The 26,190-nt window shown below is 67.4% G+C and carries 9 protein-coding genes and 3 tRNA genes; 5 read left to right on the top strand and 7 right to left on the bottom strand.

Annotated features, from left to right (window positions below):
- The 3 genes from IEW24_RS27745 to IEW24_RS27735 all read right to left on the bottom strand — a co-directional run.
- Positions 1–296 (bottom strand): GTP-binding protein (locus IEW24_RS27745; protein ID WP_244644220.1); only part of this gene is annotated, 296 nt, incomplete at its 3' end.
- A gap of 177 nt (positions 297–473) precedes the next feature.
- Positions 474–547, bottom strand: a tRNA-Gly gene (locus IEW24_RS27740).
- A gap of 39 nt (positions 548–586) precedes the next feature.
- Positions 587–671: transfer RNA gene (locus tag IEW24_RS27735), tRNA-Tyr, on the bottom strand.
- Positions 672–962: 291 nt separating this feature from the next.
- Here IEW24_RS27735 and IEW24_RS27730 point away from each other — a divergent pair.
- The 5 genes from IEW24_RS27730 to IEW24_RS27710 all read left to right on the top strand — a co-directional run bounded on the left by IEW24_RS27730 (position 963) and on the right by IEW24_RS27710 (position 5,661).
- On the top strand, positions 963–1,775 hold the full coding sequence (locus tag IEW24_RS27730) for a substrate-binding domain-containing protein (RefSeq protein WP_188584166.1): 813 nt from the start codon (positions 963–965) through the stop codon (positions 1,773–1,775).
- A 72-nt stretch (positions 1,776–1,847) separates the two neighbouring features.
- A complete protein-coding gene (gene rlmB, locus IEW24_RS27725) occupies positions 1,848–2,693 on the top strand; it encodes a 23S rRNA (guanosine(2251)-2'-O)-methyltransferase RlmB (RefSeq protein ID WP_188584165.1) in 846 nt (281 codons plus the stop codon).
- A gap of 604 nt (positions 2,694–3,297) precedes the next feature.
- Positions 3,298–4,971: an MFS transporter gene (locus tag IEW24_RS27720; protein ID WP_188584164.1), complete on the top strand. Its 1,674-nt coding sequence runs from the start codon at positions 3,298–3,300 to the stop codon at positions 4,969–4,971.
- Positions 4,972–5,190: 219 nt separating this feature from the next.
- Positions 5,191–5,433, top strand: coding sequence for a hypothetical protein (locus IEW24_RS27715; RefSeq protein WP_188584163.1), 243 nt, complete (start codon positions 5,191–5,193; stop codon positions 5,431–5,433).
- Positions 5,434–5,586: 153 nt separating this feature from the next.
- Positions 5,587–5,661 (top strand) — tRNA-Thr (locus tag IEW24_RS27710).
- Positions 5,662–5,821: 160 nt separating this feature from the next.
- On the opposite strand, the gene IEW24_RS27705 is transcribed toward IEW24_RS27710, so the two are convergent.
- From IEW24_RS27705 to IEW24_RS27690, 4 genes are all read right to left on the bottom strand, one after another.
- Positions 5,822–6,655 (bottom strand): amino acid kinase family protein, encoded by an 834-nt coding sequence (locus IEW24_RS27705; protein WP_188584162.1) that lies wholly within the window; start codon positions 6,653–6,655, stop codon positions 5,822–5,824.
- 11 nt (positions 6,656–6,666) lie between these two features.
- Positions 6,667–7,479: an amino acid kinase family protein gene (locus IEW24_RS27700; RefSeq protein WP_188584161.1), complete on the bottom strand. Its 813-nt coding sequence runs from the start codon at positions 7,477–7,479 to the stop codon at positions 6,667–6,669.
- Between the two features lie 275 nt (positions 7,480–7,754).
- Positions 7,755–9,239: a DASS family sodium-coupled anion symporter gene (locus IEW24_RS27695; protein ID WP_210324299.1), complete on the bottom strand. Its 1,485-nt coding sequence runs from the start codon at positions 9,237–9,239 to the stop codon at positions 7,755–7,757.
- Positions 9,240–9,906: 667 nt separating this feature from the next.
- Positions 9,907–26,130: an autotransporter-associated beta strand repeat-containing protein gene (locus IEW24_RS27690; RefSeq protein WP_188584159.1), complete on the bottom strand. Its 16,224-nt coding sequence runs from the start codon at positions 26,128–26,130 to the stop codon at positions 9,907–9,909.
- Between the last annotated feature and the right edge of the window lie 60 nt (positions 26,131–26,190).

The following is a 26,190-nucleotide window of genomic DNA, read 5'->3' as shown; positions in this document are numbered from 1 at the left end:
TGCGCCGCGCCGGTGATCATGTTCTTCACATAATCGGCGTGGCCGGGGCAGTCCACGTGCGCATAGTGGCGGTTGGCGGTCTCGTACTCGACGTGCGCCGTCGAGATGGTGATGCCGCGGGCCTTCTCTTCCGGCGCCTTGTCGATCTGGTCGTAGGCGGTGAAGGTGGCGCCACCGGACGTCTCGGCGAGCACCTTCGTGATCGCGGCCGTCAGAGAGGTCTTGCCGTGGTCAACGTGGCCGATCGTGCCAATGTTGCAGTGCGGCTTGTTACGTTCAAATTTAGCTTTGGCCATCGTTCTCTCTCAGTCCTTCGGGCGCCCGGCGGGCCGCGAAAAAAGCCGCCGTGGGATAGGGGGTTTCTGGCAAGATCGCAAGTGCCCGCGCGCGACGCGTCACAGGCCATACGCTCAGCCTGTGCGTCGGGCCGTATTTAAGGGCGCATGCAGCGACCTTCAACCTGCGATAAGGAATGGAGCGGGTGAAGGGAATCGAACCCTCGTCATCAGCTTGGAAGGCTGTTGCTCTACCATTGAGCTACACCCGCGCGACGCACGATCTCAGCGCTTCTTCATCCGATGACGGGTGGTGGAGGGGGTTGGATTCGAACCAACGTAGGCAGAGCCAACGGATTTACAGTCCGTCCCCTTTAACCACTCGGGCACCCCTCCACATCCGGGCCCGTCATCGCATTTCGCCAAGCCGAAGCCGAGGCGAAATAACAAGCATTGCCTTGCGCCAGCCAAGCCGGCCGAGGGGAAAGAGCGCGCTCAGTTCCCTCAAGGCCCGGCTTTATGTTCGGCGCCCTCCCACAAGTCAACCCGCAATTCAGTTCGGCCGCCCAGCCTGTGGATGACGCCCCCTTCGGAGGTCCACGGAAGCTGCCGGTCCGCATCGCAATCAACGCTGCCGCGACACTGCGTCCACGCTATGCTGACTCCACACCTCGTGGGGATTTGCCGATGCTCGACTCTCCGTCCACCCGCCGCCCGTCGTGCCTGCATGTGCAAGGACGCCGCGCGGTGCTGCTGCTTCTCGTCGCTCTCGGCCTTCTCGCCGCACCGATGGCGCAAGCCGCCGAAATCAGGGTGCTGACCTCCGGTGCGTTCAAGCCGGTGGTGGCCGAGGTCGCCGCGCGATTCGCCGCGGACACGGGGACGCAGGTGAAACTCGACAACGACACCGCGGGCGCCCTCGTGCGACGGGTGAACGGCGGCGAGACCTTCGACGTGCTGATCCTCACCCCCGGTGCGCTCGCCGACCTTCAGAAGGCCGGCAAGGTCGGCGCTGGCGCCATCGCGCCCCTCGCCAAGGTCGGCATCGGCGTTGCGGTGAAAGCCGGCGCCCCCAGACCCGACATTTCCACCTCGGACGCTTTCAAGCAGACCCTGCTCGCCGCCCAGCGCGTGGCCATGATCGATCCGGCGGCAGGCGGCTCCAGCGGCATCTATCTGACCCGCCTGTTCGAGCGCTGGGGCATCGCCGACGCCATCAGGGCCAAGGCGGTGCTCGTGCCGGGCGGCCTCGTCGCCACCCGGCTGGTGTCCGGCGAGGCGGACATCGCCATCCACCAGATCAGCGAAATTCTGGCCGTTCCAGGCGCAGACCTTGTGGGGCCGTTGCCCGCCGACATCCAGAATTTCACCGTCTATGCTGGAGCGTTGGCGCCCGCTCCCGCCGACCCGCAGGCGGCCGCCGCCTTCCTCGCCCGCCTGTCGGGGCCGGACACCACGCCCATCCTCGCCACCAAGGGCATGCAGCCGGCGACGCCCTGATGCGCGTCGACGGGCGGGCCGCGGACATCCACGCCTCTTGCGCGGCGTGCACGGGTCTGACAAAGCCTCTGCATGTCTGACCGTCCCGATCGCCCGCCCTTCCGCGCCGCCAACCGCCCCTTCGGCGGCAAGGGCGGCGGACGCCCCTTCCCGCCCAAGCGGAAGACCGGCGGCGGACGCCCGCCCGCATGGGAGGGCGAGAATGATGTCGCCCTGCTCTATGGCTGGCACACGGTCAGTGAGGCGCTGGCCAATCCCAAGCGGAAATTCCGCAAGATCCTGGCCACCGAGAACGCCGCCAACCGGCTGCAGGAGGAAGGCTTCCCGCTGCCGATCGCACCGGAGATCGTCCGCCCCTCGGAGATCGACAAGCTGCTGGGCGCCGACGCGGTGCATCAGGGCCTGCTGGCGGAAGCCGACCATCTGCCCTCCCCGCCCCTGAAGAAGGTGGCCAAGCACGACCTCGTGCTGGTGCTCGACCAGATCACCGATCCGCACAATGTGGGCGCCATCGTGCGCTCGGCGGCGGCCTTCGCGGTGGGCGCTATCGTCACCACAGCCCGCCACAGCCCGGTGGCCACCGGCGTGCTGGCCAAGAGCGCCTCAGGCGGCCTGGAGCACGTGCCCTTCTGCCTCGTGACCAACCTCGCCCGCGCACTGGAGGAGCTGAAGGACTCCGGCATGCTGGTGGTGGGCCTCGACAGCGAGGGCCCGGCCGATTTCGAGGACACCCAGTTGCGCGCGCCCATGGCGCTCGTGCTCGGCGCCGAGGGCAAGGGTCTGCGCCAGCTGACTCGCGAGACCTGCGACGTGCTGGCCCGCATCGACCTGCCGGGCGTCATCAAGAGCCTCAACGTCTCCAATGCCGCCGCGCTGTCGCTCGGCATGGCCCGGCGCGCGATCAAGCGCGCCGGCTGACCCCGGTTTGGCGATCGTGGCGCGTCAGGCCTGACCTCTGCCTCACGCAAAGTATTCGCAGACCCTTCACCGCCATATCAATGGTGAGCCATAAGAATGGCGCAGTGCAACTCGCGACTTCGCGGCTGCACCTAAGACCATTGACCAATCGCAACCTGCACAGTCCTGCGTCATTCTGGCCTTCATGGCGCGTTGCGCGCCCGGTTCGGCTCATCCGCGCATCAGATGCGGAACAGGCGCTGCCGTCGGAGGAAAGGCCCATCCCCCTGCGCGATATCCTTGCGCGGGAACGGGTTTGCTTATCCCGCGACACCGCGCCCAGCCCCGGAGCAAACGGCCACACGCCTCGCCGCGCGGCGAGGCGGCATCCGGTCAGGGCCGGGGCCGGTCAGGAAAGCAAGGCCTGACCGGCGCTGCCGTCCCTGGAGTCTGATCCGATCAGGTTGAAACAACCTCATCGACCATCAGCCTCCAATACTTCGGTGGAGACCGTATTGATTTGATTGCGATGCATTCAGATCAATACGTGCTCTAGGGCTTTGTGGGGGCACGTTCCACCCGGCTCAAGTCAGCCCGACGGAACGCCCTGGAGGGAGGAGCAACAATGTCGGTTACGACTGCAAGTCCGGTGGCGGCCCACGCCCCGATGACGCGGGAAGAGAAGAAGGTCATCTTCGCCTCATCCCTCGGCACGGTGTTCGAGTGGTACGATTTCTATCTCTACGGCTCGCTGGCCGCGATCATCGGCGCACAATTCTTCAGCGCCTATCCGCCGGCCACCCGCGATATCTTCGCACTGCTGGCCTTCGCCGCCGGCTTCCTGGTCCGCCCCTTCGGCGCCATCGTGTTCGGCCGGGTGGGTGATCTTGTCGGCCGCAAATACACCTTCCTCGTCACCATCCTCATCATGGGCCTGTCGACCTTCATCGTCGGCATCCTGCCCAATGCCGCCACCATCGGCATCGCCGCCCCGATCATCCTGATCGTGCTGCGCCTTGCCCAGGGCCTCGCGCTCGGCGGCGAATACGGTGGTGCCGCCACCTATGTGGCCGAGCATGCGCCCCACGGCCGCCGCGGCTTCTACACCTCCTGGATTCAGACCACGGCGACGCTGGGCCTGTTCCTCTCGCTGATCGTGATCCTGTTCACGCGCACCATCGTCGGCGAGCCCGCCTTTGCGGCCTGGGGCTGGCGCATCCCGTTCCTGGTTTCCATCGCGCTGCTCGGCATCTCGGTGTGGATCCGCATGCAGCTGAATGAATCGCCCGCCTTCAAGAAGATGAAGGAAGAAGGCTCGACCTCGAAGGCGCCGCTCTCGGAAGCCTTCGGCCAGTGGAAGAACCTGAAGATCGTGCTGCTCGCACTGTTCGGCCTCGTCGCCGGTCAGGGCGTGGTCTGGTACACGGGCCAGTTCTATGCCCTGTTCTTCCTGCAATCGATCGTGAAGGTGGACGGCTACACCGCCAACCTGCTGATCGCGTGGTCACTGCTGCTGGGCACGGGCTTCTTCGTGTTCTTCGGCTGGCTGTCGGACAAGATCGGCCGCAAGCCGATCATCCTCGCCGGCTGCCTGATCGCGGCGGCCAGCTACTTCCCGCTGTTTAACGCCATCACCACCTACGCCAACCCGGCGCTGGAGAACGCCATCAAGAACGTGCGCGTCACGGTGGTGGCCTCTCCGGGCGAATGCGGCAGCCTGTTCAACCCGGTGGGCACCCGCATCTACACCGCGCCCTGCGATCTTGCCCGCGACTTCCTCGCGAAGTCTTCGGTGAAGTATGCGACGGAGCCGGGACCGGCCGGGTCGCCCACGCAGGTGAAGATCAACGACGTGGTCGTTCCCTACGGCCCCGACTTCGCCAAAACCACCACCGCCGCATTGCAGGCGGCGGGCTATCCCAACGCTGCCACCAACACCGACATCGTGAAGATGTCGCACCCGTTCGACATCTTCAAACCACGCACGGCGGCGGTGATCGGACTTCTGTTCGTGCTGGTGCTGTTCGTGACCATGGTCTACGGGCCGATCGCGGCGGCGCTGGTGGAACTGTTCCCCACCCGTATCCGCTACACCTCCATGTCGCTGCCCTATCACATCGGCAACGGCTGGTTCGGCGGCCTGCTGCCGGCCACCGCCTTCGCCATGGTGGCGGCCACCGGCGACATCTATTACGGCCTCTGGTACCCGATCGTCATTGCACTGGCGACCTTCGTCATCGGCCTGCTGTTCGTGCCGGAGACCAAGGACCGCAACATCGACGACTGGCACTCGCACTAGTCGGCCCGTCGGTCCGGGCCGCGCCCGGACCGCACCAGCAAGACAGCAACGGCCCCGCTCAGGCGGGGCCGTTCGCGTTTATGGCCCCGGCGGACCAACCTGCGGCTTCACCCGCGGCGTTGGGATGAGTTGCGCAGGATCGGGCGTCATGTTCCAAGGCTCATGCAGGCTGCCATCGGCTCCGCTTTCCCGTCCCGCCACGCGCACAAGGCCCCCACCATGAGCACGCTCATACGCTACAGGTTCAACACCATGTGTGCGGACAGCCCCGGCAGGGACTGGTACTGGCGGGTGATCCTGGAGCGTGACGATGGCTTCGAGGAAGTTCTGGTGAAGGAGCTTCAGGTGAACGTGCCCTCATTCAGCCGCCAGGACGACATGCCGGTGGTGGGCCGGAAGTACCACATGGCTTGCGTGGGCAGGCTGCGGGTGGAAGGCGATGTGGGGATCATCGATCCCTGAGCGGGACGTCCCTGGCAGCGCATCGCGTGCCAAGCGTCCGATCCGGGACACGAACCACCCCCAGCCGGCGAGACGTCACGTTTCCCCGGCCTTGACGCGCGCCAGCGCATGAGGGATGAAGGCCGCCGCATGATCTGCCGTGGCAGATCTTGGGCCGGATTAGCACAGCGGTAGTGCAGCGGTTTTGTAAACCGAAGGTCGGGGGTTCGATCCCCTCATCCGGCACCAGCGCCTTATGATTTCACGACATTTTCCCTGTTTCGATACGAAACAGGGATGCAAACTTGGGCATCGCACTGCGCCATCCGTCGTAGGCTTATCTGCTTCCGATCCGACTTACGGCCATCTGGAGCGCTTCCGCGTCTCACGCAAACGCTCCAGAAATCCTTTAGGCCTGCCGAGCGCCGGTGTGGACGATGGTTCCCACATGCTCGCCCCGCAGGGCCGCCGTGAGCCGCCCCGGCACGCGGCCGTTGACCACCTGCACCCGCTCGATGTGGCGCGCGTTATCCATGATCTCCAGCAATGCGCGGTCGAACGGAAGCGTCCCCTCCTGCCGGCCCAGATCCGCCGAGCTGATCTCCGGCAGGAAAGTCGCCTCGGTGCCCGTTGGCCCATTGGGATCGGCACTGTAGACCCCGTCCACGTCTTCCACGATGGTCAGCCCGGCCGCGCCGAGCGCGTCCGCCACCAGGAAGGCGCCGGCATCCGCCCGGTGGGGCGGAATGCGAGCGGTGGGGAATTCGTGGTGGTGATAGGGCGGGAATGCGCTGCCGACCACCGCGCGAGCCGCGGAAAGATGGATGGCGAGCTGGCTCGCGATGGTGGAGTGCTCCACATAGGAGACGCCATCGGGCGCAAGCAGCAGAGCGAGAATATGTCCGTTCTGACCCGCCTCGCTGGCAGCGAGAGGCTGCAGCGAACCCACCGGCAAGCCGAGATCAAGGCCGACGCTGTAGAGATGCCGCGCACGGACGCCGGCACCCGTGAGGATGAGCATGCGATGCTCGGGCAGCAGGGCGCGCAATTCGGCGACGATGGGCAGGATCGCATCGGAGCCGCGATCCATGATGGAACGGCCGCCGATCTTCACGACCTGCAGCCATGGCAGAACCCGGATCGGCTTCTTGCCGGCGACCGGCGTGGTGAGGTCGCCGTCGAGCAGGGTCTGGCGGGCGAGTGGCGAGGCCACATGCTTGATGGCGCTGGTGGTTTCGGACATGGCCCTCGCTCCTAGCTCGCGGTGATGATGGTGCCGACGTGCTCGCCGGCGAGAGCCCGTGTCAGGTTGCCCGGAACCAGGCCGTTCACCACCTGCACTTCCCTTATGTGGCGCGCCGCCTTGAGCAGATCGAGAACCGGGAATTCGAGGATCGAATCCTGCAGGCCACGGGCCTTCATCTCGTCCACGGAAATGCGCGGGATGAAGGTCGCGTCCTTCGCCGTCTTGGGATTGGCGGTGTAGAGGCCGTTCTCGTCCTTCACATAGATCATGGCCTTGCAGCCGAACTGCTCGGCGACGAGGAAGCAGCCTGCGTCGGTGCGATACGGCGGGATGACACCCTGCGCCGCAGGCCGCACCCACAGGCCGTAGGGCGGCATGCCGCTGAACACCACGGCATTGACCTCTTCCAGATACAAGGGCACCGCCGAGAGTCCGGCGCTATCCACCGACGAGATGCCATGCTTGGCCAGCAACTGGCCCAGCATGGCGGCGTTCTGGTCGGCCACCGAAGCGCCCAGCTGCGACAACACGCCCGCCGGCAGATTGAGGCCCGCCGCGATGGAATAGAGATGGCGGGCGCGGGTACCGGCGCCGGTGCCGATCAGCAGCTTGTGTGCCTTGCGGACGGAGACGATCTCATCCACCAGCGGATAGACTGCCGAGCGGCCCCGATCGATCATGCTCTGACCACCGACCTTGATGACCGTGGCATCGGGCAGGATGCGAACGTTGTCGGCCTGTTCCGTTGCTGCCAGCAGTTCCGGATCGGTCAGGGACCGCTGCATCAGGAGCGCATCGAGCTCCGAAATCGTTGTCGCCATGGGATGCCCTTCATCCTTCGCATCGCCCGACGGGGCGGGCCTTCCGGGTTTATTGCCTGCGGTTCCGATCGTCCAGCAGCGACGGCGTCGAAAGGGGATGCGACCGCCACACGGCGAGAACAGTGCTCCCCGCCCCCTCCCCTCGGATCGCCCTTGCTGAGATGACCCCTGCCGTCGCTTCGATGGCGGCGGCATACTTCGTCGGCCCTAAACAGAAACCGCAGGCCGCTTCCGGCCTGCGGTTTCCACACGCGCGTTTGTTCAACAGAAGCGGCTCACCACAGCCCGAGCAGCTTCCACCACAGCAGGCCAACCACCGCGTAGATCAGCAGCTCGACCACGCACATGACGAAGCCCACCTTCCACCATTCTCCGAGCGTCACGTAGCCGCTGCCGAAAATGATGGGCGAGGTGCCCGTGGCGTAGTGCGTCAGGGTCATCATGATGGTCGAGCCCGCCGTCATCATCAGCAGGAAGGGCACCGCATAATCCGGCGGCACGAGCTGGAGGCCCACGGTGAGGAAGGCCAGCATCATGGCGCTCACATGCGCGGTCGTGCTCGCGAAGAAATAGTGCGAGAAGACGAAACACAGCACCAGCAGCGCGGCCGCAAGCTCCCAGCCCATGCCGGAGGCCAGGATGCCGTTCTTCAGCAGGTTGGAGAACCAGGCGATGACGCCGGTCTTGTTCAACTGCTCCGCCATCATCACCAGGGCGCCGAACCAGATCAGCGTGTCCCAGGCGCTCTTCTCCGAGAGCACGTCATCCCAGTCGATGGTGCCCGTGATGATGAGGGCAAACAGGCCGAGGAAGGCCACCGCCGTGGGATCGAGCGTGAAGGCGGCACCGAAGATCATGGCCGGCACGTTGGCCCACAGCAGCAGCAGCAGCAGGAAGGTGCCGATCATCACCTTCTCGCCGCCCGACAGCCTGCCCATGCGTTGAAGCTCGGTGCGGGCATACTGGACCGCATCCGGCGTGGACTTCACCTCCGGCGGGGACAGCAGGGCGATGACCAGCGGCATCAGCAGCAGGCAGACGAGGCCCGGCAGCAGCATGTAGAGCGCCCAGCCGGTCCAGGTGAGGTGGAAGTTCTGGTTGGTCACGCGCGCCACATAATCCACCACCAGCGGATTGGGAGCGGTGGCGGTGATGAACATGCCCGAGGTGATCGGGTTGGCATGCATGTTCACCAGCGACAGATAGGTGCCCATCTTGCGCTCGGTGCCCTTGGCGGGGTCCGAGCCGAAGGCGGTGGCGATCGACTTCATGATCGGATGCACGATACCGCCGCCACGGGCCGTGTTGGACGGCGTGAACGGTGCCAGCACCAGTTCGCACACCGCCAGTCCGTAACCGATGCCGACCGTCTTGCGTCCGAGCAGCGAGATGAAGATGAGGCCGATGCGGCTGCCGAGCCCCGTCTTCTTGAGCCCACGGGAGATCAGGATCGCAACCACGATCAACCAGATGAGCGGATTGGACAAGCTCGCCAATGCGTCGGCGATGGCACCCTTGGACGATGTGGATGTGACCTGCGACAGGGAGACGATGGTCATGGCCATCATGGCCATCACGCCGATGGGCATCACCTTCAGAATGATGGCGACGATGGTGGTCATGAAGATGGCCACGAGCGCCCAGGCCTTCGGCGTGAGCCCGTCCGGAACCGGCAGCATCAACAGCGTGAAAAGCACCACTGTGGTGATGATCGCCGGCTTGATCCGGAATGGCACCACCTGCCCGAAATACTCAAACATTCTTCGGATGCGTTCGATCATCACGACAACCCCGGCGTATGGCAGCCAGACCTGAGGCTTCGGCTGGCCTGTGGCGCGACCTTCGCACATGCGAAAGAGTGTATGCCAAGGCATAAATCAATTTCCGGAGCACACCAACGCAATGGTGGCGGCGTCCACTGTCCATCTTCAACGCAGGGAAGGCCCATCCCACCCCTGCAACATCGAGATGTAGCCAGTGTCAAAGCACGCATCCGCACCTCGGGACGCAAGAAAAAGGCAAACCGTTTTATCGAATTCTAAATTCTCTTTGGCGCTCCAGCCATGGCCCTTGAGAAATTCGAACCGGTATTGGCCGGATGCGTGCCATCATTCTGCACGGATGGGCCCGACGGGATCGTCGGAAGATCGGATCGACTCTCAACGTGTTGCGCCGCAATACCCTATCCGCTGCGGATCTGCACCGGAGCAGATGGGCGCTCGGCCTCCAGCGTCTTCTCGAACGGGTATGCAAGGGCACGCGCGCGATAGGGAACGCGCAATCCTGCCCCGACTGCCCTGAGCCCCGGCTTGGCAGAGAGGGCAGGACAATCGAGCGGGGGAGGAAAACGGCATCGGGGGGAAAGGAAACGCCAGCGGCGGCAGGGCCGACGCGCCAGTCGCGCGCCGCCCATGCCGCCGTCTACGCTCAGAAGCGAACCGTGAAGTTCGCCTTCAGCATGTTCTGGTACGCGTCCTCCGACAACTGGCCGGAATAGAACAGACCCAGCGTGGTGTTGGGCGCCAGCGTCATGTCGAGACCCGCCTCCACCAGCGCCGCATCCACGGCGATGGGCGTACCAGCAACGGTGAATGGCGTCGTGGAGCCGAGGAAGGCCATAGTGGCCTGAGGCGAAGTGTCGCCGAAGGCATGCTGCCAGGCCAGCGTGCCCCGGAAGGTCGCATCCCACGTGCCGAGTTGCATCGGGATCGCCACCCGCGCGCCCAGCGTGGTGTAGGTGATGCCCTCGTTGCCGCCGTTGCTGCTCAACGCCGCCGCCCCGCCCAGTTCCTGGAAGGCGCCAGTGTTCACATTCACATAGGACAGGCCGGCGAAGGGCTCGAGGCCGATGCCGTTCCAGTTGAAGGCATAGCCCAGCTCACCGAACACCTGCGCGGTGCGGGCCGAGTAATCGCTCGACAGGTTGTTGTAGAAGCCGGGGAAGGAGACGCTGCGATGCGCATCGATGTCGCTCCAGCTGTAGGCCCCGCCGAAGCGCAGCCCCCAGGCACCGATCCGGCCACCACCATAAAGCGCCACGTGATAGTCGTCCGAGGACATGGAGGACGATAGCCCGCTCACCCGCGAGGTGGAGGAGGTATAGCCCGCCGCGAAACCAAGCCGCCAGTCACCGGTCTGCGCGGCGAAGGAGCGGTCATAGCCCACGAACAGGCCAGCGGTGTCGCTGGAAATGGAGCTGGTGTTGGCACCGCCATTCACCTCGCCCCAGGCGCCAAAGCCCTGAGCCCAGAAGGCGTTGTTGGTGCCCGGCACGGCAACCACTTCGCCGCTGTTGGCGCTGAACGGCCCGTAGGCGAGCGGCTGCACGTCCGCATAGGGCAGGCCGATCTGGCCCGCGCCTTCCTGCGTGTAGCGGCATTCCTGCTGCGTGCCGCCCGAGCCGCGATTGCTGGAGCAGCCACCCGCCGGGAGGCGGGAGCGATCCAGGATGGCGCCGCGCAGCAAGCCGGCCTGTGCCTGCTGCACCGCCGTCTGGCTGGCATAGGACGCACCGGAGGTCTGCTCGAACGCCTGCTGCGCCCCGGCCACGGTGGTCTGCGCGGCCACAGCCTGGAAGAGCGCATTGCCAGTTCCCAGCGTGTCGATGGCAGCTGCCGTCGCCCGCTGGTTCGGCGTCACCGCCACGCTGGCGAAAGCCACGTTGTTGCGCACCACGTCCAGATGCACGTCCGTGGCGCCATAGCCCAGTTCCAGATCCACGAACAGCAGGTCCAGCATGGTCGGGGCGAAGGTGCCGGTGACGCCGCCCGCCGCAGTCAGGATGGTGAAGCGCGTGCCCGGGAGATAGGTGCCCGGCATCTCGGAGACCGTGAGGTTGGCGCCGTTCAACGAGGCAACCCCGCCCGCCGAGATCAGGCTCGACTGCCCGCCGGGGGCAAGCGTAACCGCATAGGTCGATCCCGGCTGGAAGGTGAGACTGCTGCCGATGGACATGGTGGACAGGCCGGGCGCAATGGTGCCGCCCGCCCCCACCGTCAGCCAGCCGGTGCTGCCGGAACCCGCCAGCGTGCCGCCGAAGATCGTCGTGCCGCCCCCGAAGGAGGTGCTGCCGTTGAGCGTGGTCAGCCCGGAGATCAGGGTGAGGCTGGCGGGGCCGGTGACGTTTGAAATGGTGCCGCCCCAGGACGTCACGTCGCCATCGAGCGCGCCGTTCTGAAGCGAACCGCCGACAAGGTTGATGGTGTCGACCACCTGCACGCCCCCGCCGAGGTCAAGCGTGCCGCCCGCATTCAGGGTCGTCACGCTGGTCGGGCTGAGCGCGCCGGAATTGGCTGCCCACACCATGCCGCCGTTCACATCCGTGGGGCCGCTATAGGTGTTGGTGCCGGACAAGGCGGTGGTGCCGCTATTCACGGCCAGACGCATCACGCCCCGGATGTTGAGGACGCCACCACCCGTCGAGGTGGTCGTGCCGCTGACGGCGCCGTTCTGTATCGTGCCGCCATCGAGCGAGAGATTGGCGATGGCCTGATCCAGATTGGCGAAGTCGAGGATGCCGCCGCTGTTGACCGTGGTCGGGCTGGAGGCACTGAAGGCATTGGCATTCAGCGCCGCCAGCGTACCGTTCGTGACCACCGTCGCACCCGTATAGCTGTTGGTGCCCGCCAGTGTCGTGACGCCGGAGGTCACGTCCAGACTTGCGGTGCCACCGAGATTGGCGATGGCGCCACCCGTGGAGGTGACGAAGCCCGCCAGCTGGCCGTTGCGCAGCGTGCCGCCGTTCAGTGTCACGTTGGCGATGGTCTGGCCGAAGCCACCCAGATCCAGCGTGCCGCCGGTCTGGACGGAGGTGAGACTGGTAGCGCTGAACACGCCGGCCGCACCGGCCTCGAGCACGCCGGCATCCACCACCGTGGCGCCCGTGTAGCTGGCCGGGGCCGAGAGGATCAGCGTGCCGTAATCCAGCTTCTGCAGGCCGCCCGCGCCGATGAGCGGGGCGGAGATGGTGGCGACCGTGGAGGCTCCCGACGCCGTCCCGTCACCCACGCGGATCGGCGTGGACGGGAGCGTCAATTCCAGCGGATCGCCCGTGACCTCGTAGCCGGTGGTGACGAACTGCATGCCCGTCACGCCCACCTGGCCCCCGCTGCCATCCACCGTCACGATGCCGGCCGTGCCCTGGAACACCGCGAAGCCCGGCTGCGGCGACATGGGCGCGTTGTAGATGCCATTGGCATCGGTCCAGTTGCCGTTGGTGAGGTTCCAGGTGCCGGAGCCGCCGTTCACGGTGCCGCTGCCCGCGCCGGTGGTGGCCGGGCCGTTCCAGAACTGGAGCTCCACGCCCGTGGCGTTCACGAAATTGACCTGGCTGCTGGTGATCTGCAACGCGATGGCGGCGGTGTCCGTACCGGCCGGCAGGGTGCCGAAGGTCAGGCCGTTATTGACCAGCGTTCCGTAATTGAACAGCTGATAGATACCGGCTCCGAACGCGCCTGCATTGGTGAGGTTCAGCGTGCCATCGAGCGTCAGGTTGCCCGTCACGTTGAACAGGCCGCTGCCGGAAGGCCCGGTGCCGAGGTCCACATCCACGCTGGAACCGGCATCCAGTGTCAGTGCGCCCATGGTCAGCACACTGCCGGCAGTGCCCACGAGATGGCCGCGGCTCGCCACCGCGACGCTCTGGGTGATGGAACCCGTGCCCTGCAACGAGCCACCGGAATTGACCGTTACCGTGCTGTTGGTGAGCGTTCCCGACACTTGCAGCGTGCCGCCATTCACCGTGGTCGCGCCGGTATAGGCGTTGGCGCCCGACAGCGTGGTGGTGATGAGGCCGAAGGCCGGGTCCGAGCCCACCGTCAGGGAGGCGTTGCCGCCCATGCCCGACACCGTGCCGCCGAACGAACTGACGGCGCCGGACAGATTGCCGTTCTGCACCGTGCCCGCCCGCAGCACCACCTGATCGATGGCCTGGCTGGTGGCGCCGAGATCCAGCACCCCGCCGCTGTTGACGGTGGTGAGGCTGGCCTGGCTGAAGGCATTCACATTACCGCCCACCAGCGTGCCACCATTGATCGTGGTGGCCCCGCTATAGCTGTTGGAGCCGCTGAGGGTCGAGGTGCCCGCCGAGGCCGTCACGCTGGCCGTGCCGGAGAGGTTGGCGATAGTGCCGCCCACCGTTGTCACCGCGCCGGTCAGGGCGCCGTTCCGCAGGATGCCGCCATTCAGCGTCACGGTGTTGATGGTCTGCGCGAAGCCGCCCAGATCCAGCGTGCCGCTGGCATTGATGGTCGTGGCGCTGGCCGCCGAGAAGGCATTCGCCACGCCCGCCTGCAGCACGCCGGCATCCACCTGTGTCGCCCCGGTGTAGCTGGCGGGACCGGCGAGATAGAGGGTGCCGAGGTCCGACTTGTCGAGCCCGCCGCTGCCCACGAGGGCGGACTGGATCGTGGCGATCATGGTGGCGCCGGCGGCGGTGCCGTCACCCACCCGGACCTGGGTCTGCGCATCCGCGAGCACGATGGCATCACCGATCAGCAGATAGCCGGAGGTTGTGAACTGCATGCCGGTGACGCCGATCGCGCCGGTGCTTGTGTCCACAGTCACCGGGCCGGGCGTGGCGGAGAAGACCACGAAGCCCGGATTGGGCGACATGGAATCGTTGACGGTGCCGGCCGCATTGCTCCAGTTGCCGTTCACCGTATTCCACGTGCCGGCGCCGCCGGTGACGGGGCCGGGCGACGGCCCGGCAATGGCCGAGCCGTTCCAGAACTGCATCACCACGCCGGTGTCGTTGATCAGGTTCACCTGGCCGAGTGCAGCCTGCACGGTGAGCGACAGCGGATTGGTGCCGCCGGGCACGGTGCCGATGGCAAGCCCGTTGTCGGTGAGCGTGCCGCCATAGTTGAACAGGCGGTAGACGCCCACGCCGAAGGCGCCGGTATTGGTGACATTCAGCGTGCCATCCAGCGTTAGCGCGCCGTTCACCTGGAACAGGGCCGCGCCCGAAGCCGTCGGCCCGAGATCCACATTCACGCTGGAGGCGGCATTGAGCGTGAGCGCGTTCATGCTCAGCACCGAACCTGCCGTGCCCACCAGCGTGCCGCCCTGCACGGTCACGACATCGGCCGTGCCGGTGCCTGACAGCGTGCCGCCGGCATTCACGGTCATGGCGCTGGCGCTCATGGTGCCGTCCACCCGAACCGCGCCCGCATTCACCGTGACGGGGCTGTTGGACAGCGCGCCGCTGATCTGCAGCAGGCCACCGTTCACGGTGGTCGCCCCCGTATACTGATTGGTGCCCGTGAGCGTGGTCGTGCCGGACGACTGCGTGAGGCTCATGGCGCCGGACATGGTGGCGACGGAGCCACCCGTGGAGGTGACGAAGCTGCTCAGCGCGCCGTTCTGCAGTATGCCGCCGTTCAGCGTCACGACATTGACGGCTTCGGCAAAGCCGCCCAGATCGAGCGTGCCGCCGGTATTGATCGTGACCGTGCTCACCGGGCTGAAGACGCCCGCGCCACCGGCCAGCACCGTGCCGCCATTGATCGTGGTGGCGCCGGTATAGATGTTCGCACCCATGAGCGTGGTGGTGCCTGAGAGCGCCGTCAGCGTGGTGCTGCCGCCGATGCCGTTCAAAGTGCCGCCCTGGCTGGTGATGGCGCCGTTGAGCCTGCCATTCACCAGCGTGCCGCCGGAAAGGGTCACGGAATCCACGGTCTGGGTGAAGCCGCCGAGATCCAGCGTGCCGCCCGCGAAGACGGTGGTCGCACTGGTCCGGCTCAGGGCGTTGTCGGCCCCGGCCTGGAGTGCACCCGCATCCACATTGGTGACGCCCGTATAGGTATTGAGACCCGACAGGATGAGCCGGCCGAGGTCGGTCTTTTCCAGACCGCCGGAGCCGACCAGCGCGGACGCGATGGTCGCGCTCATGAGCCCGCCCGCCGCGGTTCCGTCACCCACACGCACCAGCGTCAGCGCATCGGCAAGCGTGATCGCGCCGCCGTTCACCAGATAACCCGCGGTGGCAAACTGCATGCCGGTGACGCTGACCGCCCCCGCGCTGTTGTCCACCGTCACGATGCCCGGCGAGGCCGAGAACACCGCGAAGCCCGGCATGGTCATGGCGGCATTGAAGGAGCCGGAGGCGTTGGTCCAGTTGCCGTTGGCCGCGCTCCAGACGCCGGAGCCGCCGTTCACGGTGCCGGTGCCCGGTCCCGCCGTCGCCGGCCCGTTCCAGAACTGCAGCGCCACGCCGGTCTGGTTCACGAGGTTCACCTGGCCGGAATTCAGCTGGAGGCTCAGCGCGGCAAGATCGGTGCCCGCCGGCACCACGCCGAATTCCAGGCCGTTGTTGGTGAGCACACCGCCGTAATTGAACAGACGATAGATACCGGCCCCGAAGCTGCCCGTATTGGTGATGTTCAGCGTGCCGTCGAGGGTCAGATTGTTGGTGACTTGAAAGAGCGCCGTACCCGAGGAGGTCGGGCCGAGATCCACATTCACGTTCGACGCCGCGTTGAGCACCAGCGCACCCACGGTCAAGGTCGAGCCATGGACGCCGACCAGCGTACCGTCCTGCACCGTGACCTGCTGACCGATGCTGCCGGCTCCCGAGAGCACGCCGCCGCCATTCACCGTGACCGCGCTGTTGGACAGCGTACCGTTCACCAGCAGCGTGCCGCCGGTGACGGTGGTGGGGCCGTTGAAGCCGTTGCTGCCGGCGATGGTGGTGGTGCCGCCGGTGGCGGACAGGGACATCACGCCGATGACGCTGGACAGCGTGCCGCCGGTGGAACTCACATCCCCCGCCAGCGCGCCGTTCTGGATGGTGCCGCCGTTCAGCAGCACATGGTCCACGGACTGCACGAAGCCCCCCAGATCCATGACGCCGCCGGTATTCACCGTGGTCTGGCTGGCGAAGCTGAAGGCGCTGTCGTTGAGGCCGATCAGGGTGCCGTTGATGGTGGTGGCGCCGGTATAGCTGTTGATGCCGGCAAGGGTGGTGCTGGAACCCGAAGTCGCCGCGAGGCTCGCCGTGCCCGACAGGCTCGATATGGCACCACCCGTGGAGGTGATGGCGCCGGCCAGCGCGCCGTTGGTGAGCGTGCCACCGTTGAGCGTCAGGCTATTGATGGCCTGCGCGAAGCCACCGAGATTGAGCGTCGCCCCCGTATTCACGGTGGTGAGGCTGGTGGCACTGAAGGTGTTGGTCGCGCCCGCCGCCAGCGTGCCCTGATCCACCACCGTTGCGCCGGCATAGCTGTTGGCGCCGGACAGCACGAGAGTGCCGAGATCGGTCTTGTGCAGACCGCCCGCCCCCACCAGCGCCGAGGCGATGGTGGCGGTATAGCCCGAACTGGCGGACGAGCCGTCGCCCACGCGCAAAATGCTCTGGGCATCGGTGAGCGTGATGCTGTCGCCCGTGACCTGATAGCCGGAGACCGCGAACTGCATGCCCGAGGACGTGATGGCACCGGCGCTGTCGTCCACCATCACCGTGCCCGGCGTGCCCTGGAACACCGCGAACACCGGATAGGTGGCGGGCGCGTTGAAGGTGCCGTTGGCGTCGGTCCAGTTGGCGTTGGTCACGCTCCAGATGCCGGAGCCGCCGTTCACCGTCCCGCCTCCGATGCCGCCCAGTGCGGGACCGTTCCAGAAGCTCAGCGCGAGGCCGTCACTGTTGATGAGGTTGATCTGGCCAGAGATGCCGGTCTGTACCGACAGGTTCGCCGCCACCATGCCGGGGGGAATGAGGCCGATGTCGAGCCCGTTGTCAGTGAGCCCGCCGCCATAGTCGAAGATGCGATAGACACCACCGCCGAACGCCGTCGCATTGGTGATATTCAGCCTGCCGTCCAGCGTCAGATTGCCGGTCACGTGGAAGATCGCGCCGCTGGAGGGGGTCGAGCCTACCGCCACATCGACGTTCGAGGCCGCGTCCAGCACCAGCGAGTACATGGTGAGGGGCGTACCCTGCGTGCCCGCCAGGGTGCCGCCCACGCTCACCACCTCGGCCAGCGCGCCGGAACCGGAAACGGTACCGCCGGCATTGATGGTCACGGTGTTGTTGGTCAGCGTGCCACCGACCACGAGGGCGCCGCCGGCATTCACGGCAATGTCGCTGTAGCGGAAGGTGCCGTTGATCTGCAACGTGCCGCCGGACACGCTGGTCGCACCTGAAAAGCTGTTGACCCCGTTCATCACGGTGGTGCCGGCCAGCGTCTGCAGGCTCGCCGGACCTCTGATGTCGAAGATGGTGCCGCCGGTGGAGGAGATGGCGCCGGTGAGCGTGCCGTTCTGCAGCGTGCCGCCCGCGAGGGAGATGCTGTTCACGGTTTGCGACAGGCTGCCGAGATCCAGCGTGCCGCCGGCCGCGATGGTGGTGGCGCTGGCGGCGGAGAGACCGTTGGTGGCGCCGGCGATCAGCGTGCCGCCGGTGATCGTGGTGGCACCACTATAAGTGGTCCCCACCGCCGTGGTGGTGCCCGCGGTGACAGTCAGGCTCGCGGTGCCGCCGAGGCTGGCAAGGGAGCCCCCGGCCGACGAGATGGCGCCGGTGAGCGTGCCGTTCTGCAACGTACCGCCGGCGAGCGAGACGGTGTTCACCGTCTGCGCCAGCCCGCCGAGATCCAGCGTGCCGCCCGTATTGATGGTGGTGGCGCTGCCCGCGCTCAGGCCGTTGGCCGTGCTGGCGGAGATGGTGGCACCGGCATTGATGGCGGTCGCGCCCGTATAGGCATTGGCGCCGCTGAGCGTCGTGGTGCCGGCGTTCGCCGTCAGGCTCGCCGAGCCCGACAGGCCGGAGACCGCACCGCCCGCCGACGTGACGGCTCCCGTCAGCGCGCCGTTGGTGAGCGTGCCACCATTCAGCGTGACGGCATTCACCGTCTGCGCCAGCCCGCCAAGATCGAGCGTGCCGCCGGCATTGATGGTGGTGGCGCTGCCCGCGCTCAGCGCGTTGGCCGTGCCGGCCGTCAGCAAGCCACCATTGATGGTGGTCGCGCCCGTATAGGCATTGGTGCCGGAGAGCGTGGTGGTGCCCGCATTCGCCACCAGAGTCGCCGTGCCCGACAGGTCGGAAATGGCGCCGCCGGTGGACGTGATGGCGCCCGTCAGCACGCCATTGGTCAGCGTGCCGCCCGCGAGCGACACGGCGTTCACCTCCTGCGCCAGCCCGCCGAGGTTCAGCGTGCCGCCGGCATTGATGGTGGTGGCGCTGCCCGCGCTCAGACCGTTGGCCGTGCTGGCCGTGATCGTGGCGCCCGTATTGATGGTGGTCGAACCGCTATAGGCATTGGTGCCGGAGAGCGTGGTGGTGCCAGTATTCGCCACCAGAGTCGCCGTGCCCGACAGGTCGGAAATGGCGCCGCCCGTGGAGGTGATGGCGCCCGTCAGCACGCCGTTGGTGAGCGTGCCGCCCGCGAGCGACACGGCGTTCACCGTCTGCGCCAGCCCGCCGAGGTTCAGCGTGCCGCCCGTATTGATGGTGGTGGCGCTGCCGGCGGAGAGGCCATTGGCCGTGCTCGCGGTGACGGTCGCACCCGTATTGATGGTGGTGGCGCCCGTATAGGCATTGGTGCCGGAGAGCGTCGTCGTGCCGGCATTCGCTGCCAGCGTGGCCGTACCCGACAGATTGGAAATGATGCCGCCGGTGGAGGTGATCGCCCCCGTCAGCACGCCGTTGGTAAGCGTGCCGCCGGCCAGCGCCAGCGCGTTCACCGTCTGGGCCAGCCCGCCCAGATCCAGCGTACCGCCCGTATTGATGGTGGTGGCGCTCGCGGCGCTCAGCGCATTGGCCGCGCTCGCCGTCAGCCGGCCGTTGACCGTGGTCGCGCCCGTATAGGCATTGCTGCCGCTCAGCGTCGTGGTGCCCGTGCCGACCGTCACGGAAGCCGTCCCCGACAGGTCGGAGATGGCGCCGCCCGTGGACGTGACGGCACCGGCCAGCGCGCCGTTGGTGAGCGTGCCGCCATTGACGGTCACGCTGTCGATGGCCTGCGCGAAGCCGCCGAGATTGAGGGTCGCGCCCACATTCACCGTGGTGGCGCTCGTCTGGCTGAAGGTGTTGGACGCGCCCGCCGTGACCGTGCCCTGGTCGATCACCGTATCGCCCAGATAGCTGTTGGCGCCGGACAGGACGAGCGTGCCGAGATCGGTCTTGTGCAGGCCGCCGCTGCCCACCAGCGCCGAGGCGATGGTGGTGGTGTAGCCCGCGCCCGCCAGCGTGCCGTCGCCGACCCGCACCGTGGTCTGCGGCGCCACCAGCGTGATGGCGTCGCCCACCACCTGATAGCCGTCCACCGCGAACTGCATGCCCGTGGTGGTGACAGGGCCGCCGCTGTCATCCACCGTCACCGTACCAGCCGTGCCCTGGAACACCGCGAACAGCGGATAGGTGGGCACCGCATTGAGGGTGCCGTTGGCGTCAGTCCAGTTGCCGCCGGCAAGGCTCCATGTGCCGTTGCCGCCGTTGATCGTGCCCGTGCCGGGGCCGGCCACGGCACTGCCGTTCCAGAAAGTCAGCAGCAGACCCTCGGTGTTCACGAGGTTGATCTGCCCGGCAATGCCGGTCTGCACGCTGAGGTCGGCGAGGTTCATGCCCGAGGGGATAATGCCGATGTCGAGCCCGGCATTGGTCAGCACGCCACCGTAATCGAACAGGCGATAGACGCCGCCACCGAACGGCGCGGCATTCACGATGTTCAGGGTGCCGTCCAGCGTCATATTGCCGGTGACATTGAAAAGCGCGCCCGTGGAAGGCGTGGTGCCCACGTCCACATTGACGCTGGACGCCGCATCCAGCGTCAGCGATCCCATGGTCAGGGTCGTGCCACTGGTGCCGGCGAGCGTACCGCCGACGCTCGCCACCTGCGCCAGCGTGCCGGAGCCCGAAAGGCTGCCGCCCGCATTCACCGTCACGAGGTTGCCGGAGAGCGTGCCCGACACCTGAAGGGCCGCGCCGCTGCCGATGGTGACGTTGCTGTTCTGCAAGGTCCCCGACACCTGCAGCGTGCCGCCGGTGAGCGTCGTCGCGCCGCTGAAGGCATTGGTGCCGGCCAGCACGGTGGTGCCCGCGTTCACGCCCAGCGTGGTCGTGCCCGACACGCCCGAAATGGTGCCGCCCAACGAGCTGATGGCACCCGCCAGCGCGCCGTTGGTGAGCGTGCCGCCATTGAGCGTCAGCGCATTCACCGTCTGCGTCAGCCCGCCCAGATCCAGCGTGCCGCCCGTGTTGATGGTGGTGGCGCTGGCGGCGGAGAGGCCGTTGGTGGCAGCGCCGGTGAGCGTGCCGCCATTGATGGTGGTCGCGCCCGTATAGGTCGCCCCCGTCACCAGCGTCGTGCCCGAAGTAACGGTAAGGCCGGCGGTCCCGCCCACGGTCGCGATGGCGCCGCCGGTGGAGGTGATGGCGCCGGTCAGGGAGCCGTTGGCGAGCGTGCCGCCCGCCAGGGTGACGCTGTTCACCGTCTGCGACAGGCCACCGAGATCGAGGGTGCCGCCATTGATGGTGGTGGCGCTCGCCGCGCTCAGCGCGTTCGCGGCGCTGGCAATGAGCGTCCCGCCATTGATGGTGGTCGCCCCCGTATAGGCATTGGAGACGGCCAGCGTGGTGGTGCCGGAGTTCACGGTCAGCGAGGCGCTACCGGTGATCAGGGCGACGGCGCCGCCGAGCGATGTCACCGCCCCGGTGAGCGCGCCATTGGTGAGCGCGCCACCATTCAGCGTAACGCTGTTCACCGTCTGCGACAGGCCTGCGAGATCGAGCTGGCCGCCCGTATTGACGGTCACAGCGCTGGCCGCGCTGAAGTCGTTGGCACCGGCGGCGATCACCTTGCCGCCGTTGATGGTTGTCGCGCCCGTGTAGGTCGCGTCGGTGAGCGTCGTGATGCCCGAGGTGTTGGTCAGCCCCATGGTGCCGGCCACACCGGCAAGCGCGCCGCCCGTGGACGTCACCGTGCCCGCCAGCGTGCCATTGGTCACGAGGCCGCCCGACAGTGTCACCCCGCCCACCGTCTGGGACGCGCCACCGAGATTGAGAATGGCGCCGGTGCCGACGCTGATGGTGCTGGCGGCGCTGAGCGCATTGGCCGCCCCGGCCAGCAGGGTGCTGCCGGTGCCGATGGAGGTGGCGCCGCTGTAGCTGTTGGTGCCGGTCAGGGTGGTGGTGAGGGCCCCCGCCACCGACACGGATCCCGTGCCGCCGAGATTGGAGATAAAGCCGCCGTTCGAGGTCACGGCGGTGCTGAGCGCGCCGTTGGTCAGCGTGCCGCCGTTCAGCGTCAGGCTGTTCACCGCCTGCGTGAAGCCGCCGAGATCGAGGGTCGCGCCGGCCGAAACGGTGGTGGCGCTGGACGCGCTCAGGGCGTTGGCCGCGCCCGCGGCCAGCGTGCCGCCGAGCACGCTGGTGGCGCCGGTATAGGCATTGGTGCCCGTCAGCGTGGTGGTGCCCGCCGCGACCGACAGGCTCGCCGTGCCGGACAGACCCGAGATGAAACCGCCCGTGGAGGAGACTGCGCCGGCAAGCGAGCCATTGGTGAGCGTGCCGCCATTGAGCGTGACGCTGTTGATCGCCTGCGCGGTGCCGCCGAGATCCAGCGTGCCGCCCGTGTTCACGGTGGTGAGGCTGGTCTGGCTGAAGGTGTTGGCGAGGCCGGCCCGCAGCACGCCGGCATCCACCACCGTGGCGCCCAGATAGGTGTTGGTGCCGGACAGGATGAGGGTGCCGAGATCGGTCTTGTGCAGACCGCCGGTTCCCACCAGCGCGGAGGCGATCGTGGCGCTGTAGCCCGCGCCCGCCAGCGTGCCGTCGCCCACGCGAATGGTGGTCTGCGGCGCGGCCAGCGTGATGGAATCCCCCACCACCTGATAGCCGCTGACGGCGAACTGCATGCCGGAGGTGGTGATAACGCCGGTGCCGTCGTCCACCGTCACCACGCCGGGCGTGCCCGTGAACACCGCGAACACCGGATAGGAGGCGGGCGCGTTCAGCGTGCCGTTGGCGTCGGTCCAGTTGCCGCCCGCCACACTCCAGGTGCCGTTGCCACCGTTGACCGTGCCCGTGCCGGGACCGGCCGTGGCACTGCCGTTCCAGAACGTCAGCAGCAGGCCGTCGGTGTTGACGAGATTGATCTGTCCGGAGACCGCCGTCTGCAGGCTGAGGTCGGCGAGGTTCATCCCTGCCGGGATGAGGCCGATGTCCAGCCCTGCGTTCACCAGCACGCCGCCATAGTCGAACAGGCGATAGACGCCGCCACCGAACGGCGCGGCGTTCACGATGTTCAGGGTGCCGTCGAGGGTGAGGTTGCCGGTGACATTGAACAACGCGCCGCTCGCCGGCGTCGTGCCCACGTCCACATTGATGGAGGAGGCGGCGTCCAGCGCCAGCGAGCCGAGGGTCAGCGTGGTGCCGGAGACGCCGCTCAGCACGCCACCCACCACCTGCACGGCGGCCAGAGTGCCGCCGCCGGAGAGCGTGCCGCCCGCATTGACCGTGACGAGGTTGTTCGCCACCGCCCCGGTCACGTCCAGCGTTGCGCCGGAGCCAACGGTGATGTTGCTGTGCTGGAGCGAGCCGCTAACCTGCAGCGTGCCGCCGGTCAGCGTGGTCGCGCCCAGCAGATCGTTCACGCCCGCCATCACGGTGGTGCCCGCGCTGACCCCGAGGGTCGCCGAGCCGGTCAGGTTGGAAATGGTGCCGCCGGTCGAGGTGATGGCGCCGGTCAGCGCGCCATTGGTCAGCGTGCCACCGTTAAGCACCACGCTGTTCACGGTCTGGGCAAAGCCACCGAGATCGAGCGTGCCGCCCACATTGAGGGTGGTGGTGCTCGCGGCGCTCAGGGCGTTGGCGGCGGTCGCGGCCAGCGTGCCGCCGGTGATGCCGGTGGCGCCCGTATAGCCGTTCACACCCGAGATCAGGGTCGTGCCTGCGGTCACGGACAGCCCGGCCGTGCCGGACAGGCCGGCGATGGCGCCGCCCGTCGAGGTGATGGCGCCGGCGAGCGAGCCGTTGGTGAGCGTGCCGCCCGCCAGCGTCAGGGCATTCACCGTCTGCGCGAAACCGCCGAGATTGAGCGTGCCGCCGATGCCGATCGACGTCGCGCTGCCCGCGCTGAGGCTGTTGGCCGCGCCCGCCAGAACCGTGCCGCCAGCGATGCTGGTGAGACCGGTGTAGGAATTCACGCCGGAGAGTGTCGTGGTGCCGGCGGAGGCCGAGAGCGAAGCCGTTCCGGACAGGCCGGCGATGGCGCCGCCCGTCGAGGTGATGGCGCCGGTGAGCGAACCGTTGGAGAGCGTGCCGCCCGCCAGCGTCAGGGCATTCACCGTCTGCGCCAGGCCGCCGAGATTGAGCGTGCCGCCGACACCGACCGTGGTCGCGCTGGATGCGCTCAAGGCATTGGCCGCGCCGGCCAGAACTGTGCCGCCCGCGATGTCGGTCAGCCCGGCATAGGTGTTGGTGCCCGAGAGCAGGGTGGTCCCCGCCGTCACCGACAGCGAGGCGGAACCGGACAGGTTGGCAATAACGCCACCGGTCGAGGCGATCGCCCCGGTCAGCGAGCCGTTGCTCAATGTGCCGCCATTGAGCGCCACGTTCGCCACGGACTGCGCGAAGCCGCCGAGATCCAGCGTGCCGCCAGCACCGATGCTCGTGGAGGATGCCGCGCTCAGGACATTCGCGGCGCCGGCCGAGAGCGTCCCCCCGGCGATGCTGGTGACGCCGGTATAGAGATTGGTGCCGGTCAGCACCGTGGTGCCCGCATTCACCGCCAGCGAAGCCGAGCCGGACAGATTGGAAACGGCACCGCCCAGTGTGGTGACAGCCCCGGTCAGCGCGCCGTTGGTGAGCGTGCCGCCATTCAGCGTGACGGCATTCACCGTCTGCGCCAGCCCGGCCAGATCGAGCGTACCGCCGGCATTGATGGTGGTGGCGCTGCCCGCGCTGAGCGCATTGGCGACCGCTGCCGTCAGCGTGCCGCCGCTCACTTGCGTGAGGCCGGTATAGGCGTTGGTGCCGCTCAGCACCGTCGTGCCGGCAGTGGTGGTGAGCGAGGCCGTGCCGGACAGGCCGACGACTGCACCGCCGGCGGAGGTGATGGCACCGGTGAGTATGCCATTCTGCAGTGTGCCGCCGTTGAGCGCCACGGCATTTACCACCTGCGCAAAACCGCCCAGATCCAGCGTGCCCCCGGCCGCGATGCTGGTGGCACTCGATGCACTCAGCGCATTGGCCGCACCAGCCACCAGCGTTCCGCCACTGAGAGTGGTCGTGCCCGTATAGGCATTGGTGCCGATCAGCGTGGTCGTGCCCGCCGAGGCCGTCAGCGTGGCGGTCCCGGACAGGCCGGAAACGGTACCGCCGGTGGACGAGATGGCGCCGGCGAGCGCACCGTTGGTGAGCGTGCCGCCGCTCAGCGCAAGGGCGTTCACGGTCTGGGCGAAACCGCCCAGATTGAGCGTACCGCCCGCATTGATCGTGGTGGCACTGCCCGCGCTCAGCGCATTGGCGGCGCTCGCCGTCAGGATCGCGCCGGTCACGGAGGTCGCGCCCGTATAGGCATTGGTGCCCGAGAGCGTGGTCGTGCCCGCCGTCGCCGTCAGCGTGGCGGAGCCCGACAAACCGGAGATGGCACCGCCGGTGGACGTAATGGCACCCGTCAGCGCGCCATTGGTGAGCGTGCCGCCGCTCAGCGCAATGGTGTTCACGCTCTGCGCGAAGCCACCCAGATTGAGCGTGCCGCCCGCGTTGATGGTGGTGGCGCTGCCGGCACTCAGTGCATTGGCGGTGCTCGCCGTCAGGATCGCGCCGGTCACGGAGGTCGCGCCCGTATAGGCATTCGTGCCCGAGAGCGTGGTCGTTCCCGCCGTCGCCGTCAGCGTCGCGGTTCCCGACAGGCCCGAGATGGCGCCGCCGGTGGACGAGACGGCACCCGTCAGCACACCGTTGGTGAGCGTACCACCGCTCAGCGCAATGGCATTCACGCTCTGCGCGAAACCGCCCAGATTGAGCGTGCCGCCCGCATTGATCGTGGTGGCGCTGGTCGCGCTCAGTGCATTGGCCGCACCAGCCGTCAGCGTGCCGCCGCTGAGGGTCGTCGCACCCGTATAGGCATTGGTGCCGGTGAGCGTGGTCGTGCCCGCCGTCGCCGTCAGCGTGGCGGTTCCCGACAGGCCCGAGATGGCGCCGCCGGTGGACGAGATCGCACCCGTCAGCACACCGTTGGTGAGCGTGCCGCCGTTCAGCGCAATGGCGTTCACCGTCTGCGCGAAGCCACCCAGATTGAGCGTGCCGCCCGCATTGATGGTGGTGGCGCTGGCGGCGCTGAGATCGTCCACGCCCGCAGCCGTCAGCGTGCCGCCGCTGATGGTGGTGGCGCCCGTATAGACCGCGTCGGTCAGCACCGTGATGCCGGACGACACGCCCAGTGTCATCGTGCCGCCCACGTTCGTCAGCGCACCGCCGGTGGCGGTCACAGCCCCCGTCAGCGTGCCGTTGGTGAGCGTGCCGCCGGCCAGCGTCAGGGCGTTCACTGCCTGCGCCGTCGCGCCGAGATTGAGCGTACCGCCGACGCCGATGCTGGTGGCGCTGGCGGCACTGAGCGTGCTCCCCGCCCCAGCCAGCAGCGTGCCACCGACGATGCTGGTGGCCCCCGTATAGGCATTGGTGCCGGTGAGAGTCGTGGTGCCGGCCCCCACCGAAAGCGAGGCCGAGCCGGAGAGGTTGGCGATGGCGGCTCCGCTGGCGGAGATGGCACC

The sequence above is a fragment of the Azorhizobium oxalatiphilum genome (genome assembly GCF_014635325.1).
Taxonomy (GTDB): domain Bacteria; phylum Pseudomonadota; class Alphaproteobacteria; order Rhizobiales; family Xanthobacteraceae; genus Azorhizobium; species Azorhizobium oxalatiphilum.
Note: the sequence above shows the minus strand (reverse complement) of the source record. Positions and strands in the feature narration are given on the sequence as shown.